The organism is Dehalococcoidia bacterium (genome assembly GCA_022449765.1).
GTDB lineage: Bacteria > Chloroflexota > Dehalococcoidia > Lucifugimonadales > Australimonadaceae > UBA2963.
Window position 1 is genome coordinate 1 of sequence record JAKUPZ010000010.1, and the last position, 16,709, is coordinate 16,709.

The 16,709-nt window shown below is 44.3% G+C and carries 26 protein-coding genes and 1 pseudogene; 23 read left to right on the top strand and 4 right to left on the bottom strand.

Annotation, left to right across the window (positions count from 1 at the left end; genetic code table 11):
• The first annotated feature begins 161 nt into the window (after positions 1-161).
• The 23 genes and pseudogenes from rplN (at position 162) to rpsI (ending at position 12,362) form a co-directional block, all read left to right on the top strand.
• Complete coding sequence (gene rplN / locus MK127_05585) at positions 162-545, top strand: 50S ribosomal protein L14 (protein ID MCH2532262.1); 384 nt, start codon at positions 162-164, stop codon at positions 543-545.
• On the top strand, positions 545-865 hold the full coding sequence (gene rplX, locus MK127_05590) for a 50S ribosomal protein L24 (GenBank protein MCH2532263.1): 321 nt from the start codon (positions 545-547) through the stop codon (positions 863-865). Before rplN ends, rplX begins: the two co-directional genes overlap by 1 nt.
• Positions 866-1,104: 239 nt before the next feature.
• On the top strand, positions 1,105-1,635 hold the full coding sequence (gene rplE, locus MK127_05595) for a 50S ribosomal protein L5 (GenBank protein MCH2532264.1): 531 nt from the start codon (positions 1,105-1,107) through the stop codon (positions 1,633-1,635).
• Positions 1,636-1,657: 22 nt separating this feature from the next.
• A complete protein-coding gene (locus tag MK127_05600) occupies positions 1,658-1,843 on the top strand; it encodes a type Z 30S ribosomal protein S14 (protein MCH2532265.1) in 186 nt (61 codons plus the stop codon).
• A 10-nt stretch (positions 1,844-1,853) separates the two neighbouring features.
• The gene (gene rpsH / locus MK127_05605; protein ID MCH2532266.1) at positions 1,854-2,252 is read left to right on the top strand and encodes a 30S ribosomal protein S8; all 399 of its coding nucleotides are present in this window, start codon (positions 1,854-1,856) and stop codon (positions 2,250-2,252) included.
• Between the two features lie 9 nt (positions 2,253-2,261).
• Positions 2,262-2,801: a 50S ribosomal protein L6 gene (gene rplF / locus MK127_05610; GenBank protein MCH2532267.1), complete on the top strand. Its 540-nt coding sequence runs from the start codon at positions 2,262-2,264 to the stop codon at positions 2,799-2,801.
• A gap of 2 nt (positions 2,802-2,803) precedes the next feature.
• Positions 2,804-3,160, top strand: a complete 357-nt coding sequence (rplR, locus tag MK127_05615) for a 50S ribosomal protein L18 (GenBank protein ID MCH2532268.1) — start codon at positions 2,804-2,806, stop codon at positions 3,158-3,160.
• Positions 3,161-3,163: 3 nt separating this feature from the next.
• Entirely contained in the window at positions 3,164-3,808 is a 645-nt protein-coding gene (gene rpsE / locus MK127_05620) for a 30S ribosomal protein S5 (protein MCH2532269.1), read from the top strand.
• 2 nt (positions 3,809-3,810) lie between these two features.
• Entirely contained in the window at positions 3,811-3,999 is a 189-nt protein-coding gene (rpmD, locus tag MK127_05625; protein MCH2532270.1) for a 50S ribosomal protein L30, read from the top strand.
• 2 nt (positions 4,000-4,001) lie between these two features.
• Complete coding sequence (gene rplO / locus MK127_05630) at positions 4,002-4,442, top strand: 50S ribosomal protein L15 (GenBank protein MCH2532271.1); 441 nt, start codon at positions 4,002-4,004, stop codon at positions 4,440-4,442.
• A gap of 63 nt (positions 4,443-4,505) precedes the next feature.
• Positions 4,506-5,792 (top strand): preprotein translocase subunit SecY, encoded by a 1,287-nt coding sequence (gene secY, locus MK127_05635; protein MCH2532272.1) that lies wholly within the window; start codon positions 4,506-4,508, stop codon positions 5,790-5,792.
• Positions 5,789-6,454: an adenylate kinase gene (locus MK127_05640; protein MCH2532273.1), complete on the top strand. Its 666-nt coding sequence runs from the start codon at positions 5,789-5,791 to the stop codon at positions 6,452-6,454. The genes secY and MK127_05640 overlap by 4 nt, the downstream gene beginning before the upstream one ends.
• 35 nt (positions 6,455-6,489) lie before the next feature.
• The gene (map, locus tag MK127_05645; GenBank protein MCH2532274.1) at positions 6,490-7,308 is read left to right on the top strand and encodes a type I methionyl aminopeptidase; all 819 of its coding nucleotides are present in this window, start codon (positions 6,490-6,492) and stop codon (positions 7,306-7,308) included.
• Between the two features lie 16 nt (positions 7,309-7,324).
• Positions 7,325-7,543 (top strand): translation initiation factor IF-1, encoded by a 219-nt coding sequence (gene infA / locus MK127_05650; protein MCH2532275.1) that lies wholly within the window; start codon positions 7,325-7,327, stop codon positions 7,541-7,543.
• 13 nt (positions 7,544-7,556) lie between these two features.
• On the top strand, positions 7,557-7,670 hold the full coding sequence (gene rpmJ / locus MK127_05655; GenBank protein MCH2532276.1) for a 50S ribosomal protein L36: 114 nt from the start codon (positions 7,557-7,559) through the stop codon (positions 7,668-7,670).
• Between the two features lie 5 nt (positions 7,671-7,675).
• The gene (rpsM, locus tag MK127_05660; protein ID MCH2532277.1) at positions 7,676-8,053 is read left to right on the top strand and encodes a 30S ribosomal protein S13; all 378 of its coding nucleotides are present in this window, start codon (positions 7,676-7,678) and stop codon (positions 8,051-8,053) included.
• Positions 8,054-8,063: 10 nt separating this feature from the next.
• Complete coding sequence (gene rpsK / locus MK127_05665; protein ID MCH2532278.1) at positions 8,064-8,456, top strand: 30S ribosomal protein S11; 393 nt, start codon at positions 8,064-8,066, stop codon at positions 8,454-8,456.
• 9 nt (positions 8,457-8,465) lie between these two features.
• Positions 8,466-9,092 carry a 30S ribosomal protein S4 gene (gene rpsD / locus MK127_05670; GenBank protein ID MCH2532279.1) on the top strand — a complete coding sequence of 209 codons (627 nt, stop codon included), beginning with the start codon at positions 8,466-8,468 and terminating at the stop codon, positions 9,090-9,092.
• A 55-nt stretch (positions 9,093-9,147) separates the two neighbouring features.
• The gene (locus MK127_05675) at positions 9,148-10,182 is read left to right on the top strand and encodes a DNA-directed RNA polymerase subunit alpha (protein MCH2532280.1); all 1,035 of its coding nucleotides are present in this window, start codon (positions 9,148-9,150) and stop codon (positions 10,180-10,182) included.
• 2 nt (positions 10,183-10,184) lie between these two features.
• Positions 10,185-10,535 (top strand): 50S ribosomal protein L17, encoded by a 351-nt coding sequence (gene rplQ, locus MK127_05680; GenBank protein MCH2532281.1) that lies wholly within the window; start codon positions 10,185-10,187, stop codon positions 10,533-10,535.
• A 6-nt stretch (positions 10,536-10,541) separates the two neighbouring features.
• Positions 10,542-11,321 (top strand): tRNA pseudouridine(38-40) synthase TruA, encoded by a 780-nt coding sequence (truA, locus tag MK127_05685; protein ID MCH2532282.1) that lies wholly within the window; start codon positions 10,542-10,544, stop codon positions 11,319-11,321.
• A pseudogene (gene rplM / locus MK127_05690) lies at positions 11,299-11,715 on the top strand (50S ribosomal protein L13). The gene truA and the pseudogene rplM overlap by 23 nt, the downstream one beginning before the upstream one ends.
• Positions 11,716-11,957: 242 nt before the next feature.
• Complete coding sequence (gene rpsI, locus MK127_05695) at positions 11,958-12,362, top strand: 30S ribosomal protein S9 (GenBank protein ID MCH2532283.1); 405 nt, start codon at positions 11,958-11,960, stop codon at positions 12,360-12,362.
• A 10-nt stretch (positions 12,363-12,372) separates the two neighbouring features.
• Here the strand turns inward: rpsI and MK127_05700 are convergent, their stop codons facing one another.
• The 4 genes from MK127_05700 to MK127_05715 are packed head-to-tail and all read right to left on the bottom strand — an operon-like array spanning position 12,373 to position 16,688.
• Positions 12,373-13,797 (bottom strand): phosphoglucomutase/phosphomannomutase family protein, encoded by a 1,425-nt coding sequence (locus MK127_05700; protein MCH2532284.1) that lies wholly within the window; start codon positions 13,795-13,797, stop codon positions 12,373-12,375.
• A 2-nt stretch (positions 13,798-13,799) separates the two neighbouring features.
• A complete protein-coding gene (gene metK, locus MK127_05705) occupies positions 13,800-15,023 on the bottom strand; it encodes a methionine adenosyltransferase (protein MCH2532285.1) in 1,224 nt (407 codons plus the stop codon).
• Between the two features lie 26 nt (positions 15,024-15,049).
• Positions 15,050-16,321, bottom strand: coding sequence for an adenosylhomocysteinase (gene ahcY, locus MK127_05710; GenBank protein ID MCH2532286.1), 1,272 nt, complete (start codon positions 16,319-16,321; stop codon positions 15,050-15,052).
• Between the two features lie 13 nt (positions 16,322-16,334).
• Positions 16,335-16,688 carry a rhodanese-like domain-containing protein gene (locus MK127_05715; GenBank protein ID MCH2532287.1) on the bottom strand — a complete coding sequence of 118 codons (354 nt, stop codon included), beginning with the start codon at positions 16,686-16,688 and terminating at the stop codon, positions 16,335-16,337.
• Between the last annotated feature and the right edge of the window lie 21 nt (positions 16,689-16,709).

Below are 16,709 nucleotides of genomic sequence, written 5' to 3' on the forward strand. Positions count from 1 at the left end.
CCGCCGCCGTCGGCAGACGAGATCTCGCACTGTGACTCGAGTTCCCACGCGGGCTCGTCCGATGACCCGGCTGTTGAAGAGGCACCTGAAGCTGCTGCTGAGGAAGAGGCCCCGGCTGTTGAAGAGGCACCTGAAGCTGCTGCTGAGGAAGAGGAGAAGAAATGATACAACCTCAAACTCGATTAAACGTAGCAGATAATTCTGGAGCTAAGCAAATTATGTGTTTCAACATACCTGGTGGAACACGAAGGCGATATGCTCGGGTCGGGGATATCATTGTAGCCTCGGTTAAAGTAGCTCAGCCAAACAGTGGTGTGAAAAAAGGTGAAGTTGTGCGCGCAGTTGTTGTTCGGACAAGCGCGGTAACTAAACGGCAAGATGGCTCAACTATAAGATTCGATGACAATGCTGCAGTGATTTTAGGATCTGCAGAGGGCAGCAATGCTCAGAACCCTCGTGGGTCTCGCATTTTTGGCCCAGTCGCTCGTGAATTACGAGAGCGTAATTTTATGCGTATAGTTTCCCTTGCCCCGGAGGTGCTCTAGTGGCTTCACGTTTAAGAAAAGATGATGAGGTTTTGGTGATAGCCGGCCGGGACAAAGGTAAAAAAGGTAAAATCCAGCGGATGATTTCTGGAAAAGATCAAGTCCTTGTAGAAGGTGTGAATATGGTAAAACGCCACCTTCGTGCAGGTGCAGAAGGCGCTAGGCAAGCAGGGATTATCGATAAAGAAATGCCAATTCAGACTTCTAAGCTTATGCCGATTTGCCCATCATGTTCCAAGCCTACCCGAATTGGGTACCAGATTTTAAAAGATGGGACTAAGTCACGCATGTGTAAGAAATGTGAAGGGATGTTCAGTTGACGACAGATTCTAACGAAAACAACCAAATAGAGGAATCGGCAAAGCAGCCAGCTAAGCGAAAGCCTAAGGCTGATTCCAGCGCTGCGGGTAAATCCCCTGCTCGTGCTACTACCAGAGCGAAGAATACGGTAAGTGCTGCTGAAAAAACTACAGCCACTGAACCCGCTGTAACTCCGTCTCGTAAAACTGCTACTAAAAGAGCAAAGACTAAAATCGACAGTGCTCCTCAACCTCGATTAATGCAAAAATACCGCGATGAAATTCGCCCTCGATTGATTGAGGAATTTGGTTACTCGAGCATGATGCAAGCTCCGAGGATCACGAAGATTGTAGTTAACGTTGGACTAGGAGAGGCATTGACTAGCAACCGCGCTATTGAGACAGTCCCTGGACACATAGCTGCAATAACTGGTCAAAAACCTGTAGTTACGAAAGCCAAAACATCAATAGCCGGGTTCAAGTTAAGAGAAGGGCAGTCTATAGGAGTAATGGTGACACTCCGAGGTCGCCGAATGTATGAATTTCTTGATCGTATGTTATTTACAGCCTTGCCCCGTATCAGAGATTTTCGTGGTGTGAAGAGAAATGCCTTTGATGGAAGAGGCAATTATTCTCTCGGATTTAGAGAACAAATTGTGTGGCCTGAAATTGATTATGGTTCGGTTGACAGAGTAAGAGGCTTTCAGGTGGTTATTACTACAACGGCAAAAACTGATGCTGAAGGATTTAGATTACTCGAATTATGCGGGATGCCTTTTGCACGCAATTAGAAGTAAAGTAGGACATTGAAAAGTGGCAAAAAAAAGTAAAATAGCTAAATGGAAACGTACACCGCCCTTTAAGGTTAGGCTTATGAATAGATGTAATCGATGCAGTCGTCCCAAAGCCTACAATCGTTTTACTGGGTTATGCAGAATTTGTTTTAGGGAGATGGCTTTGACAGGTCAACTTCCTGGAGTTAGAAAGGCTAGTTGGTAGGGGATAATTTATGACAATGACGGATCCTATATCGGACATGTTGACTCGAATTAGAAATGCTCATCTAGTAGGGCATCCTGATGTCGATTTACCTTCTTCTAAAGTTAAGGTATCAATTGCTGGGATTTTAAAAGCTGAAGGCTTTATTGAAGATTACAACGTTGTGAAGCAGCAGCCTCAGGATGTTTTAACCCTCCAATTGCGTTATTCAGAGAGCCAACGTCCTGCTATCGCAGGATTAAAAAGAGTGAGTAAGCCTGGGTTAAGAGTGCATGTCCAAACTAAGCAGGTTCCAAGGGCTTTTGGGGGCGTAGGAATTTCGATTATCTCCACCTCCCAAGGGATTATGACAGGTAAAGATGCTTACCATCGCGGTATCGGTGGCGAGTTAATGGCATACGTTTGGTAGGAGTTATCAGTGTCTCGAATCGGAAATAAACCAATAAATATACCCTCCGGAGTATCAGTTGAGAGAATTGGTGCCGAGGTTGTGGTCAAAGGGTCAAAAGGTGAGCTTCGGCAAATGATTGACTCTGAGATTGTTGTGCGTCAAGAGAACGAAACTATAGTGATAGAACGCGCTTCGGATGAAAGAGAACAGCGTGCTTTGCATGGTTTAACTCGCGCGCTGATTGCCAATATGGTTACTGGAGTCCATGACGGATTCACTCGCACATTGGAGCTTGTTGGTTACAGGCTTCAGGCTCAGGGTAAATCGGTTAATTTGCAACTAGGATTTAGTCACCCCGTAATTGTAGAACCAATGGAGGGAGTGGCTTTTGAAGTTGAAGGAAATAACAGGCTTCATATTAGCGGGATAGATAAGCAAATTGTTGGAGAGCAAGCAGCTAGGATTCGTAGCCTTCGACCGCCTGATGCGTACAAGGGTAAGGGAGTGCGTTATGCAGGAGAACAAGTGCGCCTAAAACCTGGTAAGTCTGCTGCTAAGAGGGCTTAAATATGGCAAAACTAAAAACAAATTGGGCTGCTCGAATTGTTCGTCATAAAAGATTGCGTCAATCTTTGAGCGGGACTACGGATCGACCAAGGTTGAATGTGTTTCGTAGCTCAAAATTTACCTATGCGCAAATTATTGATGACCAGCAGGGGCATACTTTGGTTTCAGCTAGCTCTCGCGAACTACCTGTAGATTCTCAAGCGAAGACCGACGCTGCGAGGGAAGTTGGGCGGTTGTTAGCAGAAAGAGCAACTTCCACAGGAATAAAGTCGGTTGTCTTTGATAGAGGCGGTTATCGCTACCATGGACGGGTAAAAGCTCTTGCTGATGGTGCCCGGGAAAAAGGATTAGAGTTTTAATTTATGGTATCAACGGAACGAACAAATGAAGATCAATTAGAACTACAAGAAAAAGTAGTTCAAATACGTCGCGTAGCAAAAGTCGTTAAAGGAGGGAGGAACCTTACCTTTAATGCGATGGTGGTGGTAGGCGATGGCGAAGGAAGTGTAGGTGCTGGCCTTGGGAAAGGTAAGGCAGTTCCTGACGCTGTCCGCCAAGGCGTCACCATTGCTAAGAAAGAAATGGTGACAGTTCCCTTAAAAGGTTCGACAATTCCTCATGCGGTTACCACTAAATTTAGAGCTTCAAAAGTTTTGTTACGCCCTGCTAGGCCTGGTGCAGGAATCAAGGCTGGAGGTGCGGTACGTGCAGTGATGGAAGCAGTTGGAATCAAAGATGTAGTAGGCAAAGCATTAGGGAGTCGAAACCCCATAAACATTGTGAAAGCCACTCTGCAGGGTTTGAGTCAATTGCAAAGTAGTGATACAAGGGAAGCCCAGTCTTCTGGTCGGGCTATTTTACCTCCTGCTCCGGATAGGCGCTTACCTTTAAGAAGGGAAATGAGTTCACGGAGAGACAGAGAGGATCGTGAGAAGAAAGAGCCTAATCCAGCTGATCAGGCTACCGAAGAAGTCAATCAGGTCAAGCCTGAGGTCATAGAGGAATAGGAATGGCTAAGTTACGCATTAAACTCGTCCGTAGCCAGATAGGCTCGGATCAAGGTCAGAGGCGCACTGTCAAGGCCTTAGGACTCAATCGTCTGAACGGCGAGGTTGAGCATGACGATACCCCAACCATAAGGGGGATGGTGCATAAAGTCAGGCATTTAGTAAGCGTTAGAGCTGGAGAGGAAAATTAGTTATGCAAGTGCACAATGTGAGATCAGCTCAAAACCGAACTAAGCGTAAAAGGGTTGGACGTGGAGACGCCAGCCGAGGTACCTATTCTGGTAAGGGAATGAAAGGGCAGAAGGCTCGATCTGGAGGTGGTGTTCGCCCTGGTTTTGAGGGTGGACAGAACCCAATGATAAAAGGATTGCCTCGTTTGAGAGGATTTAAAAACCCATTTCGTACGGAATACCAAGTTGTCAATGTTGATCGGCTAAACGCGTTACCTGCAGAAATTAATGAACTATCGCCTGCTACTTTGGAGTCCTTGCGAATAATAAGGCACGCTGATAAGCCTGTAAAAATTCTTGGATTTGGTGAAATCAGTCGCCCAATCTCAATTTCGGGTGTCCAAGTTTCAGGAACTGCTAGAGCAAAGATTGAATCTGCTGGCGGATCGGTACAGGAGGGGTAGTTTTTGAGAGCTGGTCAAACTGGAACTAATGGACCTGTTGGTCGACCTGCTTTAATTCAGGCAATGATCGACGCTTTTCGAGCACCGGACCTTAGGGCCCGGATTCTTTTCGTATTAGGGATGTTAATCATTTTTAGATTACTAGCTCATGTCCCAGTTCCCGGGGTTGATAGGACTGCTCTAGGTAATTTATTTCAAAGTAATTCAATGATCCCATTTTTTGATCTCTTCAGCGGTGGAGGGCTTAGAAATATGAGCATTGCTGCTCTGGGCGTATTCCCTTATATAACTTCGTCAATTGTGATCCAGATACTAACTCCTGTTTTGCCTCAGCTACAAGCACTTGCGAGAGAGGGTGATAGCGGCAGGCAACGAATTAACCAAATAACCCATTGGATTACAGTTCCTATTGCCTTCTTTTCAGGTTACGGGCAGCTTTTATTATTCTCTAGAGCTGGTGTTTTCACCTTTCCTGTAAGTTTCTTTGGCCCTGGGGCATTTGAAACTCTTACAATAGTTATTAGCTTTGTAGGTGGAACCATGCTTCTTGTTTGGATGGGAGAACTTATTACAGAAAGAGGTATCGGCAATGGGATATCTCTTATTATTTTCGCGGGGATTGTGTCAGGTCTTCCGATGATGTTGGGCCAAGGATTTCAAGCCAGAGATAACTCAGGCGGATTATTGCTCACTGCAGTGATTGGATTGGGTTTAATTTATTTTATTGTTGTGTTTAATGAGGCTCAACGACGTATTCCGGTTCAATACGGTAGAAGTGTATTTCGCGGAGGGCGGATGTATCGGCAGTCTGGAGCTACTCATTTACCGCTACGTGTTAATTCCGCGGGTATGATTCCCTTAATCTTTGCTTTTAGCATAATGGTCCTACCTGGGACTATTGCAAATTTCGTCTATAACCCTTCTAGTTCTGGATTTATCTCAACCTTTGCGGGTTTTATAGTCTCTGTATTTGCCCCAACTTCAGTATGGTATTGGATCGCAGTGTTCCTGCTTGTTGTACTTTTTACATTTTTTTATACGTTGATAGTATTTCAGCAGCAGCAACTCGCAGAGAATTTACAAAAAAATGGGGGCTTCATCCCAGGCATTAGACCAGGTGTCCCGACACAGCAATACCTTAATAGAGTGATATTGCGAATTACATGGGGAGGGGCTCTCTTTCTAGGTCTAGTTGCGATAATGCCATACTTTTTTACTCAGATTACGGGAATTAAAGCACTTACTTTAAGTAGCACAAGCTTGCTTATTATGGTTTCGGTAGCTTTGGATTTCATGCGTCAACTTGAAGCACAATTGCTCATGCGCAATTATGAAGGATTCATAAAATGAGCAAGCGCGTCATTCTTTTAGGCCCACCTGGGGCGGGCAAAGGGACCCAAGCACTCATTATAGCGAACACCGCAGGAGTGGCTCACATTGCTTCCGGAGATCTTTTCCGTAAGCATCTTGGTGAAGGTACAGAGCTTGGAATTTTAGCGAAAGAATATATGGCCAAAGGGGAATTGGTCCCTGATGACTTAACTATTCGCATGGTTCTGGAACGCATGAATGAGGACGATGCTTCAGATGGATATGTACTTGATGGGTTTCCTCGGACGGTTGAGCAGGCTGAAGCATTGGATGACGCTTTGCTGAGCCAAGGCCAAGAAATTGATAAAGCTCCGCTAATTGAGGTTGGCAAAGAAGAATTGATTCGTAGATTATCCGGAAGATGGATATGCACCGACTGTCAGACTCCATACCATCAAGTATTTAATCCGTCAAAATTAGCGGGTAAATGTGATCTATGCTCAGGAGATTTATACCAGCGAGAAGATGATAGAGCCGAAGTTGTTGAGGCAAGGTTAGACACATATGACGTACAGACAACACCATTGATAGGGTATTACCAATCTCAAGGTAAATTAGTACGTATCAATGGAGAGCAAGAGGTAGACCTTGTCACGTCGGATTTAGGAAATGCAATTACTTTAAGTGATGGCTTTTCGTAATGACTAATGTGGAGTAAAATAGGCGTTTGATGGAAATGAATTCAAAAACGGTTTTTTTGAAAAGCCTAAATAGAGGCCTTACTTCAGGCCGCTCGTCAAATGGCATTACGGTCAAAACCTCTTTAGAACTAGATCGTATGATCGATGCTGGTCGTATAACGGGTGAAGTCCTAACAGTCTTGCGGGATTCTATTTGTGCAGGAATGACGACTTACGAGCTTGATCAAATTGCGGAGAAAGAAATTCGTTCACGGGGTGCGATTCCAGCTTTCAAAGGGTACCGGGGATTTCCTGGAACCCTTTGCGTTTCTGTTAATGAAGAAATTGTCCATGGGATCCCAGGCAGCAGGGTCATAGCTGATGGTGATGTAATAGGACTTGATTTAGGTGCGATCGTGGATGGGTTATACGGAGATTCCGCTATCACGGTAGCCGTCGGCGAACAGAATGTTGCTACATTAGATCAAATTGAGACTGGCAGAGCGGCATTATTTGCTGGGATAGAACAAGTTCGTTCGGGGAATCGTATAGGTGATATCTCTAATGCGATTGAGAATGAGATTTGTAAGCGAGGCAATTTCGGGATTGTTAGAGAATATGTGGGACACGGAATTGGCCGTAGATTACATGAGGAGCCATCTGTTCCAAATTTTGGACCTACAGATAGAGGGCCAATACTCAGGCCAGGTATGGCAATTGCGATAGAGCCGATGATTAATTTTGGCGGAGATGAAACTAAGGTTTTGGATGATGATTGGACAGTAGTAACTGCAGACGGTTCAGTATCTGTTCATTTTGAGCACACAATTATAGTTACTGAAGGCAAACCAATTATTACAACTAAGGTGGATTAGGGGATGAAATTGCCGAATGGCTAAAAAGGAATCTATAGAAGTTGAGGCTACAGTCCTTGAAGCACTGCCTAATGCTAGTTTCAGAGCGGAATTAGCTAATGGCCATGAAGTACTAGCTCATGTATCTGGGAAAATGCGAATGCATTTTATCCGTGTTCTTCCAGGTGACCGAGTGTTGGTTGAGTTATCTCCGTACGATTTAACGCGCGGTAGGATAACTTACAGGTTCAAATAAACAGGAGTTTGATGTGAAGGTTAGGGCGTCAATAAAACCAAGATGTGATAAGTGCCGTTTGATTCGAAGGAATCGAATAATTCGTATTATTTGTACGAATCCACGGCATAATCAGAAGCAGGGGTAAGATAAATGGCACGTGTTGCAAATGTAGACATTCCCGATAATAAGCGTATTGAAATCGCTCTACGTAGTATTCATGGGATTGGACCCGTGGCTGCGGTAAAGATCACAGCGCGAGCGGGATTGTTAGGTAATCCTCGTGTTCGAGATGTATCCGATGAGGATTTGACAAAAATTCGAGAGATAGTCGATCAAGAATACATGGTTGAGGGTGATCTTCGCAGAGAAGTTCAAGACAACATAAGGCGTCTAATCGATATTGGTGCATACAGAGGAATCAGGCATCGCCGTGGACTCCCGGTGCATGGGCAGCGTACAAAAACTAACTCGCGTACTAAACGCAGTGGTCGTAAGGCTATTGCGAATAAGAAACGCATAATGAAGTAGGGGGGACACCTTGGCTAGGGCCAATAGAACAAGAACTCGAAGGCGTGAACGTAAGTTTGTGCCTCGTGGCAAAGTATTCATTACCGCCACGTTTAATAATACTCTAGTGTCGTTGACGGACCCCGAGGGTAACGTTGTTGCTTGGGGATCAGCTGGAGGAGTGGGATTTAAAGGAGCTCGTAAAGGAACGGCATTTGCTGCTCAAAGAGTTTCTGAAACTGCTGCCAAGAAGGCAATGGAACATGGGTTACGGCAAGTCGAAGTTTATGTCAAAGGCCCTGGTGCTGGACGTGAATCTGCAGTTCGAGCTCTTCAAGGTGCAGGACTAACCGTGACTAGTATTAGAGATGTTACACCCATACCACATAATGGATGCCGTCCACCTAAACGGCGCAGGACATAGAGAGATAATATGGCAAGATATACAGGACCAGTATGTCGGCAATGCCGACGATCAGGGGAAAAACTTTTTTTGAAAGGTGAAAGGTGTTTTACGCCCAAATGTAGCGTAGAGAAACGACGGAAGACACCTGGAGACCAACAGCCTCGCAGGCGGCGTGCTTCTGATTGGGCCATTCAATTACGAGAAAAACAAAAGGCTCGTCAATCGTATGGTGTTCTCGAGCGCCAATTCCGAAAATATTTTGGTGATGCAATTCGATTACCAGGTGCAACTGGTGACAATTTACTTCAGTTGTTAGAACGGCGATTGGATAATGTTACCTATCGAGTAGGATTTGCGGACTCTCGTGCTCAAGCACGACAAAGAGTACTTCACGGTCACTTCACCGTTAATGGTAAGAAAGTGAATATACCTTCTTACAGGGTTAAAGCAGGTGAGGTTGTTGCTTGGAAGCCAAATAGCAAAGATAAGCAATTTGCACAGGATGTTATAAGGACTGTTGGCCAACGTCCCGTGCCTGAGTGGATTTCGCTTGATAAAGGCGAAATGACAGCGAAAGTTAATCGAGTTCCAGAAGCGTCAGATATTGACTCTAGATTGGAGACTCGAATGGTAGTGGAGTTTTATTCCCGTTAACAAGACCTCTTGAGGTGCACTCGTTTCGACTAGTGCTGAAGGATGTGATTTAAAGATGTTGGAATTTGTTTATGATGAGCCAAATGAAGCTGCAGTTGATGCGGCACCCGTTCCGCAAGCAAGCGTGCGTGTTCACGAGACTACAGATACCTATGGCGTTTTTACGATAGAGCCTTTGCCGCGTGGGTATGGAGTTACACTTGGGAATCCAATTCGGCGTGTATTACTTAGCTCTATTGAAGGCGTAGCAATTAACTGGGTGCGCATAGAGGGTGTTGAGCATGAATATTCGACTATTCCAAATGTAAAAGAAGATGTTGTTGATATTCTTCTTAGCATAAAGTCTATCAATTTACGCTCCAGCACTGATCGCCCTGGAAAGCTTCGACTGGAGGTTACAGGTCCAGGCCAAATAACAGCCGGTGATATTATGTCGTCGTCTGATTTTGAAGTTGTTAATCCTGAAATGCATATAGCCACATTGGATGGCGATAACTCCAAGCTAGTTATAGAAATGAATATTGAGCGTGGTGTTGGCTACGAGCCTGCTGCCTCTGGTGAAGGCTTACCCATAGGGGTCCTGCCGGTGGATGCAATTTACACCCCTGTTCGGAAGGTTAATTTCACTGTTGAATCTACTAGAGTAGGGCAGCACACAGATTACGAGCGGTTAAATTTCGAAATTTGGACAAATGGTGCTATTGCGCCAGTGGATGCAATTAATCAGGCTGGCCGCGAGCTAGTTGAGCATTTCTTCAGATTCTCTACTGCTTCTGAAAAAGAACAGCAAGAAGGTGATAGACCCACTTGGGCCTCTGCAATTCCCGCCTCTCAGTACAATTTGACTGTTGAGAGTTTGAATTTGACAGCACGAACGCTGAATTGTTTAAAACGAGCACAGATAAATAAAGTGGGCGAAGTTCTGGAGAAAACTAGAGATGAATTGCTCAGGATAAGGAATTTTGGAGAGAAATCATTGACTGAGCTTGATGAAAGATTACGTGAATTAGGAATAGATCACCCTGACTTTAGTGTTAATGGGGATCTCGATTCAGAAGTTGTGTTGGAAGCTGAGGTAAGTGGAGAGTAAATATGCGTCATCGAGTATCAGGCCGAACCTTAGGCCGTAGAACAGAACATCGAGAGTCGATGTTATACAACTTAGTCTCGCAATTAATTAAGCATGAGCGTGTAACGACAACAGAAGCGAAAGCTCGTGAAGTTAAAGCGATTGCGGAAAAGATCATTAGTAAAGGCCGAGAGGAAAACTTGCATAGTCGCAGGCAAGCTTTGGCTGTCCTTCCAGATAAGGACTCTGTTGAAAAACTATTTGATGAAATAGGGCCGCGCTACGCTGACCGTCCTGGTGGCTATACCAGAATGGTTAAATTGATGCCTCGAAAAGGCGACGCAGCTCCTATGGCATTACTGGAGTTAGTATAGGAGTTTATGACGAGGCGGATTGCTTTAGTCATTGAATACGACGGAACAAATTTTTCAGGCTTCCAAAGGCAGAAAAATGCTTCGTCAGTACAGGGGGAAATAGAAAACGCAATAGAATCGCTTACCCGAAGAGAAACCATTTTGAGGGGTGCTGGTAGGACAGATGCTGGTGTTCATGCTACGGGTCAAGTTGCAGCTTTTGATACTGAGAGTGTACTTCCTATCCCGCAGATAGTTTCAGGATTAAACAACTATTTATGTGAGGATATAGCTATTAAGAGTGCTTACGAGGTTTCTGGGTTATTTGACCCTAGGAGAGATGCTTTAAGCAGGGTGTACAGGTATAGGCTTTTGGAAAGCGAGCATAGGTCTCCTTTTCGTAAAGATTTTGCTCAGTTAGTGAGGATTGGACTAAATACAAACAAAATGCAGTCTGCAGCGGCAACTTTACTAGGGACACATGACTTTCGGGCATTCAGTGGCAGTCAACCAGCAGGAAAGTCATATACGAGGCTTTTAAGCCGAATAGACATTTGGCGTAACAACGATGAAATTGCGGTTGAATTTGAAGGAAACGCGTTTTTGCCTCAGCAGATTAGAAGGACAGTTGCGGCTTTGGTTGACGTGGGGTATTCAAAGACAACAATAGAAAAATTTGAGCAAATGCTTACAAGCGGAATTCAAGGTGCGGCGCAGAAAGTTTTCCCCGCTCGAGGATTAACGCTTAGGGAAGTGAAATACACGGGACTCCCGTGGAGGGAAAATGCAATTACAACGAATAACTAGACATACTAAACCAACAGATCGTACTGAGAAATGGCATCTTATTGATGCCGATGGTGAACGTATAGGTCGCTTAGCTACTAAGGTTGCAAGTATTCTGCAGGGAAAGAACAGGGCTGATTATAGCCGCCACCAACTTAGTGAAGACTATGTAATAGTGGTAAACGCGTCAAAAATTGGAACCTCAGGCAATAAATTAACTCAGAAAGTTTACTACCGACATTCAGGATACCTTGGAGGCCTTCGAACAAGAACGCTTGAAGAAATGCTTGGTAGATTCCCTGAGCGAGTTGTTGAGCTTTCGGTTAAAGGGATGCTTCCACGCAACAGGCTTGGTAGGAAGATGTTACGTAGATTAAAAGTATATTCGGGTAATACTCATCCTCATGATGCTCAATTGAGAATGGGTACATCAGCTACTAAGAAGATTGCAAATAATAAAGAAACGATTCTTGAGCAGGTACAAGAACCAGATATTTCTGCGGATAAGCCTGTAACGAACACAAAATCTGACGGTGCCAAGAAAACTTCTGCTTCACGTGGTAAAGCTTCGACTTCTCCTACTAAACGTGCTGTAGCGACTTCTTCGACCCGCCGCCGCGCCGCAAATAGTAAAGCGAAGGATGGAGAAAGTAAGTAATGACAACTCAACAAAGTTACTACTATGGTACTGGAAAACGTAAATCTGCTATTGCTAGGGTCCGCCTATACCCTGGTGGGACTGGCGCTATGGTGATTAACGGAAAAACTTTAGAAGAAGCCTTGCCTTGGTTAGATTGGCAGAAACGTGCATCTCAACCATTTGATAGTATTCCTGCAGCAAGCAATAGGTTTAATGTAGTAGCTAAAATTGAGGGTGGTGGAATTTCTTCTTGGGCAGATGCATTGAGGCATGGAATATCGAGAGCGCTACTTGTTGCAGACCCCAGTTTGAAGTCTGAGTTACGGAAAAATGGGTTCCTTACGCGTGACTCTAGGATTAAAGAGAGTAAGAAATACGGACTTAAACGAGCTCGTCGTGCCCCTCAATACACCAAGAGGTAATACCTCGAAGTTAAAGTGAAATGAGCGAACGCATCTCATGAAGAATCCCTGCTACTCTGCTAGGGCTATCTGCTTCTGCGTATATCCTAACAAGAGGCTCTGTTCCTGAGGGTCTAATTAATCCCCAGTACCCATTTTCAAGAGAAAATAATAGCCCATCAGTCAGCTCTTTTCTTTGGATTTTAAGACCTGCAAGAGAAGACGGAGAAGACTCTTGAACTTCAACTAAATTAATTTTTGCTGAAGGGTTGAAATAATCAATATCTAGCCTGTTGTAATAGTGATCCCCAACTTCAGAGTGCAAATGTTGAACCAACTCTGAAACTTTCATACCTGTTTGCGCCATTAGTTCGAGGAACAACAACCCGCTTAGTAGCCCGTCTCTTTCAGGTATGTTACCTCGGAATGCGTAACCTCCGCTTTCTTCTCCAGCTGCAATTGCATCTGTTGCCATCATTGCGGGTCCAAGGAACTTGAATCCCACCGGAGTGGTGATCACGGTACTTCCATACTTTTCCGCTAATTTGTTAATCATGTTACTTTGGGTAATTGAGCGAATTATGGTGCCTGTAAGACTTTTGTTTACAAGCTGATGCAGGCATAGCAATGAAAAGATGGTGAGAGTATCAATATATTCCCCATTTTCATCTAATATACCTAACCGATCAGCATCGCCATCGTTTGCAATTGCAACTTCGTACCCACCTTTCTTAAGAAGCTCAACTGCAGGATGCAAATTTGATTCAATTGGTTCTGGTTGCTTCATATTCGGGAAAATAGGATTTTGTTCCTCACGGATTTCTGTAATTTGTGTTTTGCCACCTTCTAGAAGAGATCTTAGATACCCCGCTCCCGCACCATGCATTGAATCGACCAGCACGCTGAGACCTGATTCACGGATTAATTGTAAGTTTACGGCTTGAGATAAATTTGATAGGTAGGAACTACGCAGATCAACTAATTTTGCTGGAATCGACTTTTGTTTTTTACCCATAAGGGGATTGAGAGCCTTAGGATTTTCAATCAGCAACTCTATCTCGGCTATAACTTCTGGAGGAGCGCTACCACCGAATGAAGGTTTGAATTTCAATCCATTCCATTCCCATGAATTATGGCTGGCAGTTATAACTACTCCTGCCCCCGCTTGTTTTTGGATAATGTTGTAACTCACTGCTGGAGTTGGCACGATGCTGTCTGAGATGAGTGCTTCAATTCCTCGAGATGACATTACCTCAGCAACTTCACAAGCGAATGCATAAGATCCAAATCGCGAATCATATCCGATGATTATGCTTTGAGAATTCAATTGGTGATCATGTAAATATGTAGATATTGCTTCAGCAACCTTTCGAATATTTTCGAAAGTGTAATCGCGGGCAATTAGTGCTCGCCATCCATCAGTCCCAAACCTAATTATTGCGTTATCGTCAGTCATATTTAGATATTGGCGTCACTTCTAAGTGCATCTGCTCTATCTGTTCTTTCCCAAGGAAGTTCTACATCCATTCTTCCAAAATGACCATATGCTGCAGTTTGACTGTAGATAGGCTTTCTTAAATCAAGGTCTCGGATGATCGCTCCTGGTCTAAGGTCAAAGTGCTTATTTACTAATTCACTAATTTGGGGATCGTCAATTCTTCCTGTACCAAATGTTTCGACAGAGACATTAATTGGGGCAGCTACTCCAATTGCATACGACACTTGTACTTCACACCGGTCAGCTAGCCCGGCTGCAACTACATTTTTAGCTACCCAACGGGCAGCATATGCTGCCGATCGATCTACTTTTGTAGGATCTTTCCCAGAAAAGGCTCCCCCACCATGGCGAGCAACCGCTCCGTAAGTATCAACGAGAATTTTTCTGCCTGTTAATCCTGCATCACCATGCGGACCACCTACTACAAAACGACCAGATGGATTAATTAATATACGTGTATCTTTATCAATTAGCGACGAAGGTACTACGGCTTCGATAACATGCTTTTTGATGTCTTCTTCAATTTGAGTATTTGAAGCGTTTGAAGCATGCTGAGTACTAACAATAATGGTGTGAACTCGTTTAGGTTTACCATGAGAGTATTCCACCGTAACTTGAGCCTTCCCATCAGGTTTCAAATAAGGAACAATGCCTTCTTTTCGTGCAATCGAGAGCCTTTTTGTCAGCTGATGAGATAACGAAATTGTAAGGGGCATCAATTCCTCTGTTTCATTACATGCAAAACCTACCATCATTCCTTGATCTCCTGCACCTAAGGAATCAGTTGCATCAGTGACAGGACGATTAGTTTCCCGGTGTTCTAGAGCAGTTGTGACGCCATCTGATATATCTGGAGATTGCTCATGTATACGGATGATTACTTCACAGGTTTTATAATCAATACCTATTTCAGGGTCGTCATATCCAATACGCTTAACGGTTTCCCTGACGATATTTTCATAGTCGACTTTTGCAGTTGTTGTTATCTCACCAATGACAACAACTAAATTGGTACTTGTGGCAGTCTCGCAAGCTACCCTAGCGTGCGGATCCTGGGCGAAAATAGCATCAAGTATTGAATCTGAAACCTGGTCACACAATTTATCAGGGTGTCCTTCTGTCACAGACTCAGAAGAATAAAGATAAGAGGGTGAACTTTCAAACGTAGTTCCTTTTCCAGCCATAACTAACTCCAATCAACAAATAGGTTTTATGTGCCTGTCTCCCAGCCGGAGAGATAGGCTGCTTGTTCTTCAGAAAGTTGGTCCATATGGAGCCCCATTGCCTCTAGTTTTAATGATGCAACTGCCTGATCAAGTGGCAAAGGCACATCGTATACATCAGGTTTGAGAGAATGCGCATTTTGTGCCATATACTCTGCACTTAGGGCTTGGTTAGCAAAGCTCATATCCATAACTGCAGAAGGATGTCCTTCTGCAGCCGCAAGATTAACTAGGCGTCCTTCTGCCAGTAAGTTGATACGTCGCCCGTCAGACATTATGTATTGATCTACCATGGGTCGAACAGACTTCTTCTCTGCCGCAGCATCTTCAAGTGCGTCTATATTGATTTCAATATTGAAATGACCACTATTAGCAATGACTGCCTGATCCTTCATTACTTGGAAATGATGAGCATCGAGAGCATATTTACCCCCTGTTACCGTGACAAAAATATCACCAACACGAGCAGCATCTTCCATTTTCATAACGGTGTGACCATCCATGCTTGCCTCTAAGGCGCGGACAGGGTTTACCTCTGTAACAATTACCTGTGCTCCCATTCCGCGAGCGCGCATCGCGACGCCACGTCCACACCAACCGTATCCAGCTACGACTAAATTCTTTCCTGCAAATAACACGTTCGTCGCACGTGTTATTCCGTCCAAGGTACTTTGCCCAGTACCGTATCGATTATCAAACATATGCTTAGTATCAGCTTCATTGACTGCAATGATGGGATATTTCAATTTGCCTGCCTGAGCCATGCTTCGAAGTCGGATTACTCCTGTAGTGGTTTCTTCTGTTCCACCAATTACATTTACAAGCTTTTCCTGCCTTGTGGTATGAAGTGTTGCCACTACATCAGCCCCATCATCCATAGTCATGTTCGGATTGCCATCTAATACAGCATTGATGTGAGAATAATAGGTATTATCATCCTCACCTTTGATTGCAAATGTGGGAATGTCATAAGCGATTGAAAGAGCTGATGCAACAGCATCCTGTGTAGATAGTGGATTGCTTGCGCAGATTCTTACATCTGCGCCACCAGCTTTTAGCGCTAAAGCCAAATTGGCCGTTTCTGTGGTGACATGTAGGCATGCAACTAAAGTCAGCCCTTTTAAAGGACCTTCCTTTTTAAATCGCTCTTGGATGAGCTTGGTTACAGGCATTTCACGTGCTGCCCATTCAATTAGCCTTACGCCTTCATCTGCAAGGCTAGAATCTTTTATATCTCCTAATTTTCCTTCAGGTTGCAAAATTTCTCCGTTTCTATTCCCCGTAATCCGTAGGTAGTTTTGTTTCGATCCAGACTGGGGTTCCTTGCTCGACGTTATAAAGATTACTAGATTCGAACCCAAGAGCAGCCGCCATTTCAGCAGCTAATCCGCTTCGAACTCCAGCGGCACAAATAAACAGTAATTTTTTATCTTTTGGCAGTTTTGATTCAGCCTCAGTCAATACGTCATCAACAGGTAAGTGAACTGCCCCTGATGCGTGGCCAGAGACCCATTCATCGGGCCTTCGTACATCTACAATGATTGCACCTTCCTGCTGCATTTCTAAAGCTTCTTGAACGGATATTCTCCGATAAGGTTCGTTAGCTTCCTGTCTTCCTCGTTCCATTATCATTCTCCAGACTATTCA

Excerpts from the sequence above, each read along its gene's own strand:
- MK127_05675 (MCH2532280.1), top strand. The coding sequence starts at position 9,148 with ATGTTGGAATTTGTTTATGATGAGCCAAATGAAGCTGCAGTTGATGCG.
- rpmD (MCH2532270.1), top strand. The coding sequence starts at position 3,811 with ATGGCTAAGTTACGCATTAAACTCGTCCGTAGCCAGATAGGCTCGGAT.
- rplR (MCH2532268.1), top strand. The coding sequence starts at position 2,804 with ATGGCAAAACTAAAAACAAATTGGGCTGCTCGAATTGTTCGTCATAAA.
- MK127_05700 (MCH2532284.1), bottom strand. The coding sequence starts at position 13,797 with ATGACTGACGATAACGCAATAATTAGGTTTGGGACTGATGGATGGCGA.
- rplQ (MCH2532281.1), top strand. The coding sequence starts at position 10,185 with ATGCGTCATCGAGTATCAGGCCGAACCTTAGGCCGTAGAACAGAACAT.
- truA (MCH2532282.1), top strand. The coding sequence starts at position 10,542 with ATGACGAGGCGGATTGCTTTAGTCATTGAATACGACGGAACAAATTTT.
- MK127_05640 (MCH2532273.1), top strand. The coding sequence starts at position 5,789 with ATGAGCAAGCGCGTCATTCTTTTAGGCCCACCTGGGGCGGGCAAAGGG.
- rpsM (MCH2532277.1), top strand. The coding sequence starts at position 7,676 with ATGGCACGTGTTGCAAATGTAGACATTCCCGATAATAAGCGTATTGAA.
- metK (MCH2532285.1), bottom strand. The coding sequence starts at position 15,023 with ATGGCTGGAAAAGGAACTACGTTTGAAAGTTCACCCTCTTATCTTTAT.
- rplO (MCH2532271.1), top strand. The coding sequence starts at position 4,002 with ATGCAAGTGCACAATGTGAGATCAGCTCAAAACCGAACTAAGCGTAAA.
- rpsI (MCH2532283.1), top strand. The coding sequence starts at position 11,958 with ATGACAACTCAACAAAGTTACTACTATGGTACTGGAAAACGTAAATCT.
- rpsD (MCH2532279.1), top strand. The coding sequence starts at position 8,466 with ATGGCAAGATATACAGGACCAGTATGTCGGCAATGCCGACGATCAGGG.
- rplE (MCH2532264.1), top strand. The coding sequence starts at position 1,105 with ATGCAAAAATACCGCGATGAAATTCGCCCTCGATTGATTGAGGAATTT.
- rpsH (MCH2532266.1), top strand. The coding sequence starts at position 1,854 with ATGACAATGACGGATCCTATATCGGACATGTTGACTCGAATTAGAAAT.
- rplN (MCH2532262.1), top strand. The coding sequence starts at position 162 with ATGATACAACCTCAAACTCGATTAAACGTAGCAGATAATTCTGGAGCT.
- map (MCH2532274.1), top strand. The coding sequence starts at position 6,490 with ATGAATTCAAAAACGGTTTTTTTGAAAAGCCTAAATAGAGGCCTTACT.
- infA (MCH2532275.1), top strand. The coding sequence starts at position 7,325 with ATGGCTAAAAAGGAATCTATAGAAGTTGAGGCTACAGTCCTTGAAGCA.
- rpsE (MCH2532269.1), top strand. The coding sequence starts at position 3,164 with ATGGTATCAACGGAACGAACAAATGAAGATCAATTAGAACTACAAGAA.
- MK127_05715 (MCH2532287.1), bottom strand. The coding sequence starts at position 16,688 with ATGGAACGAGGAAGACAGGAAGCTAACGAACCTTATCGGAGAATATCC.
- secY (MCH2532272.1), top strand. The coding sequence starts at position 4,506 with ATGATCGACGCTTTTCGAGCACCGGACCTTAGGGCCCGGATTCTTTTC.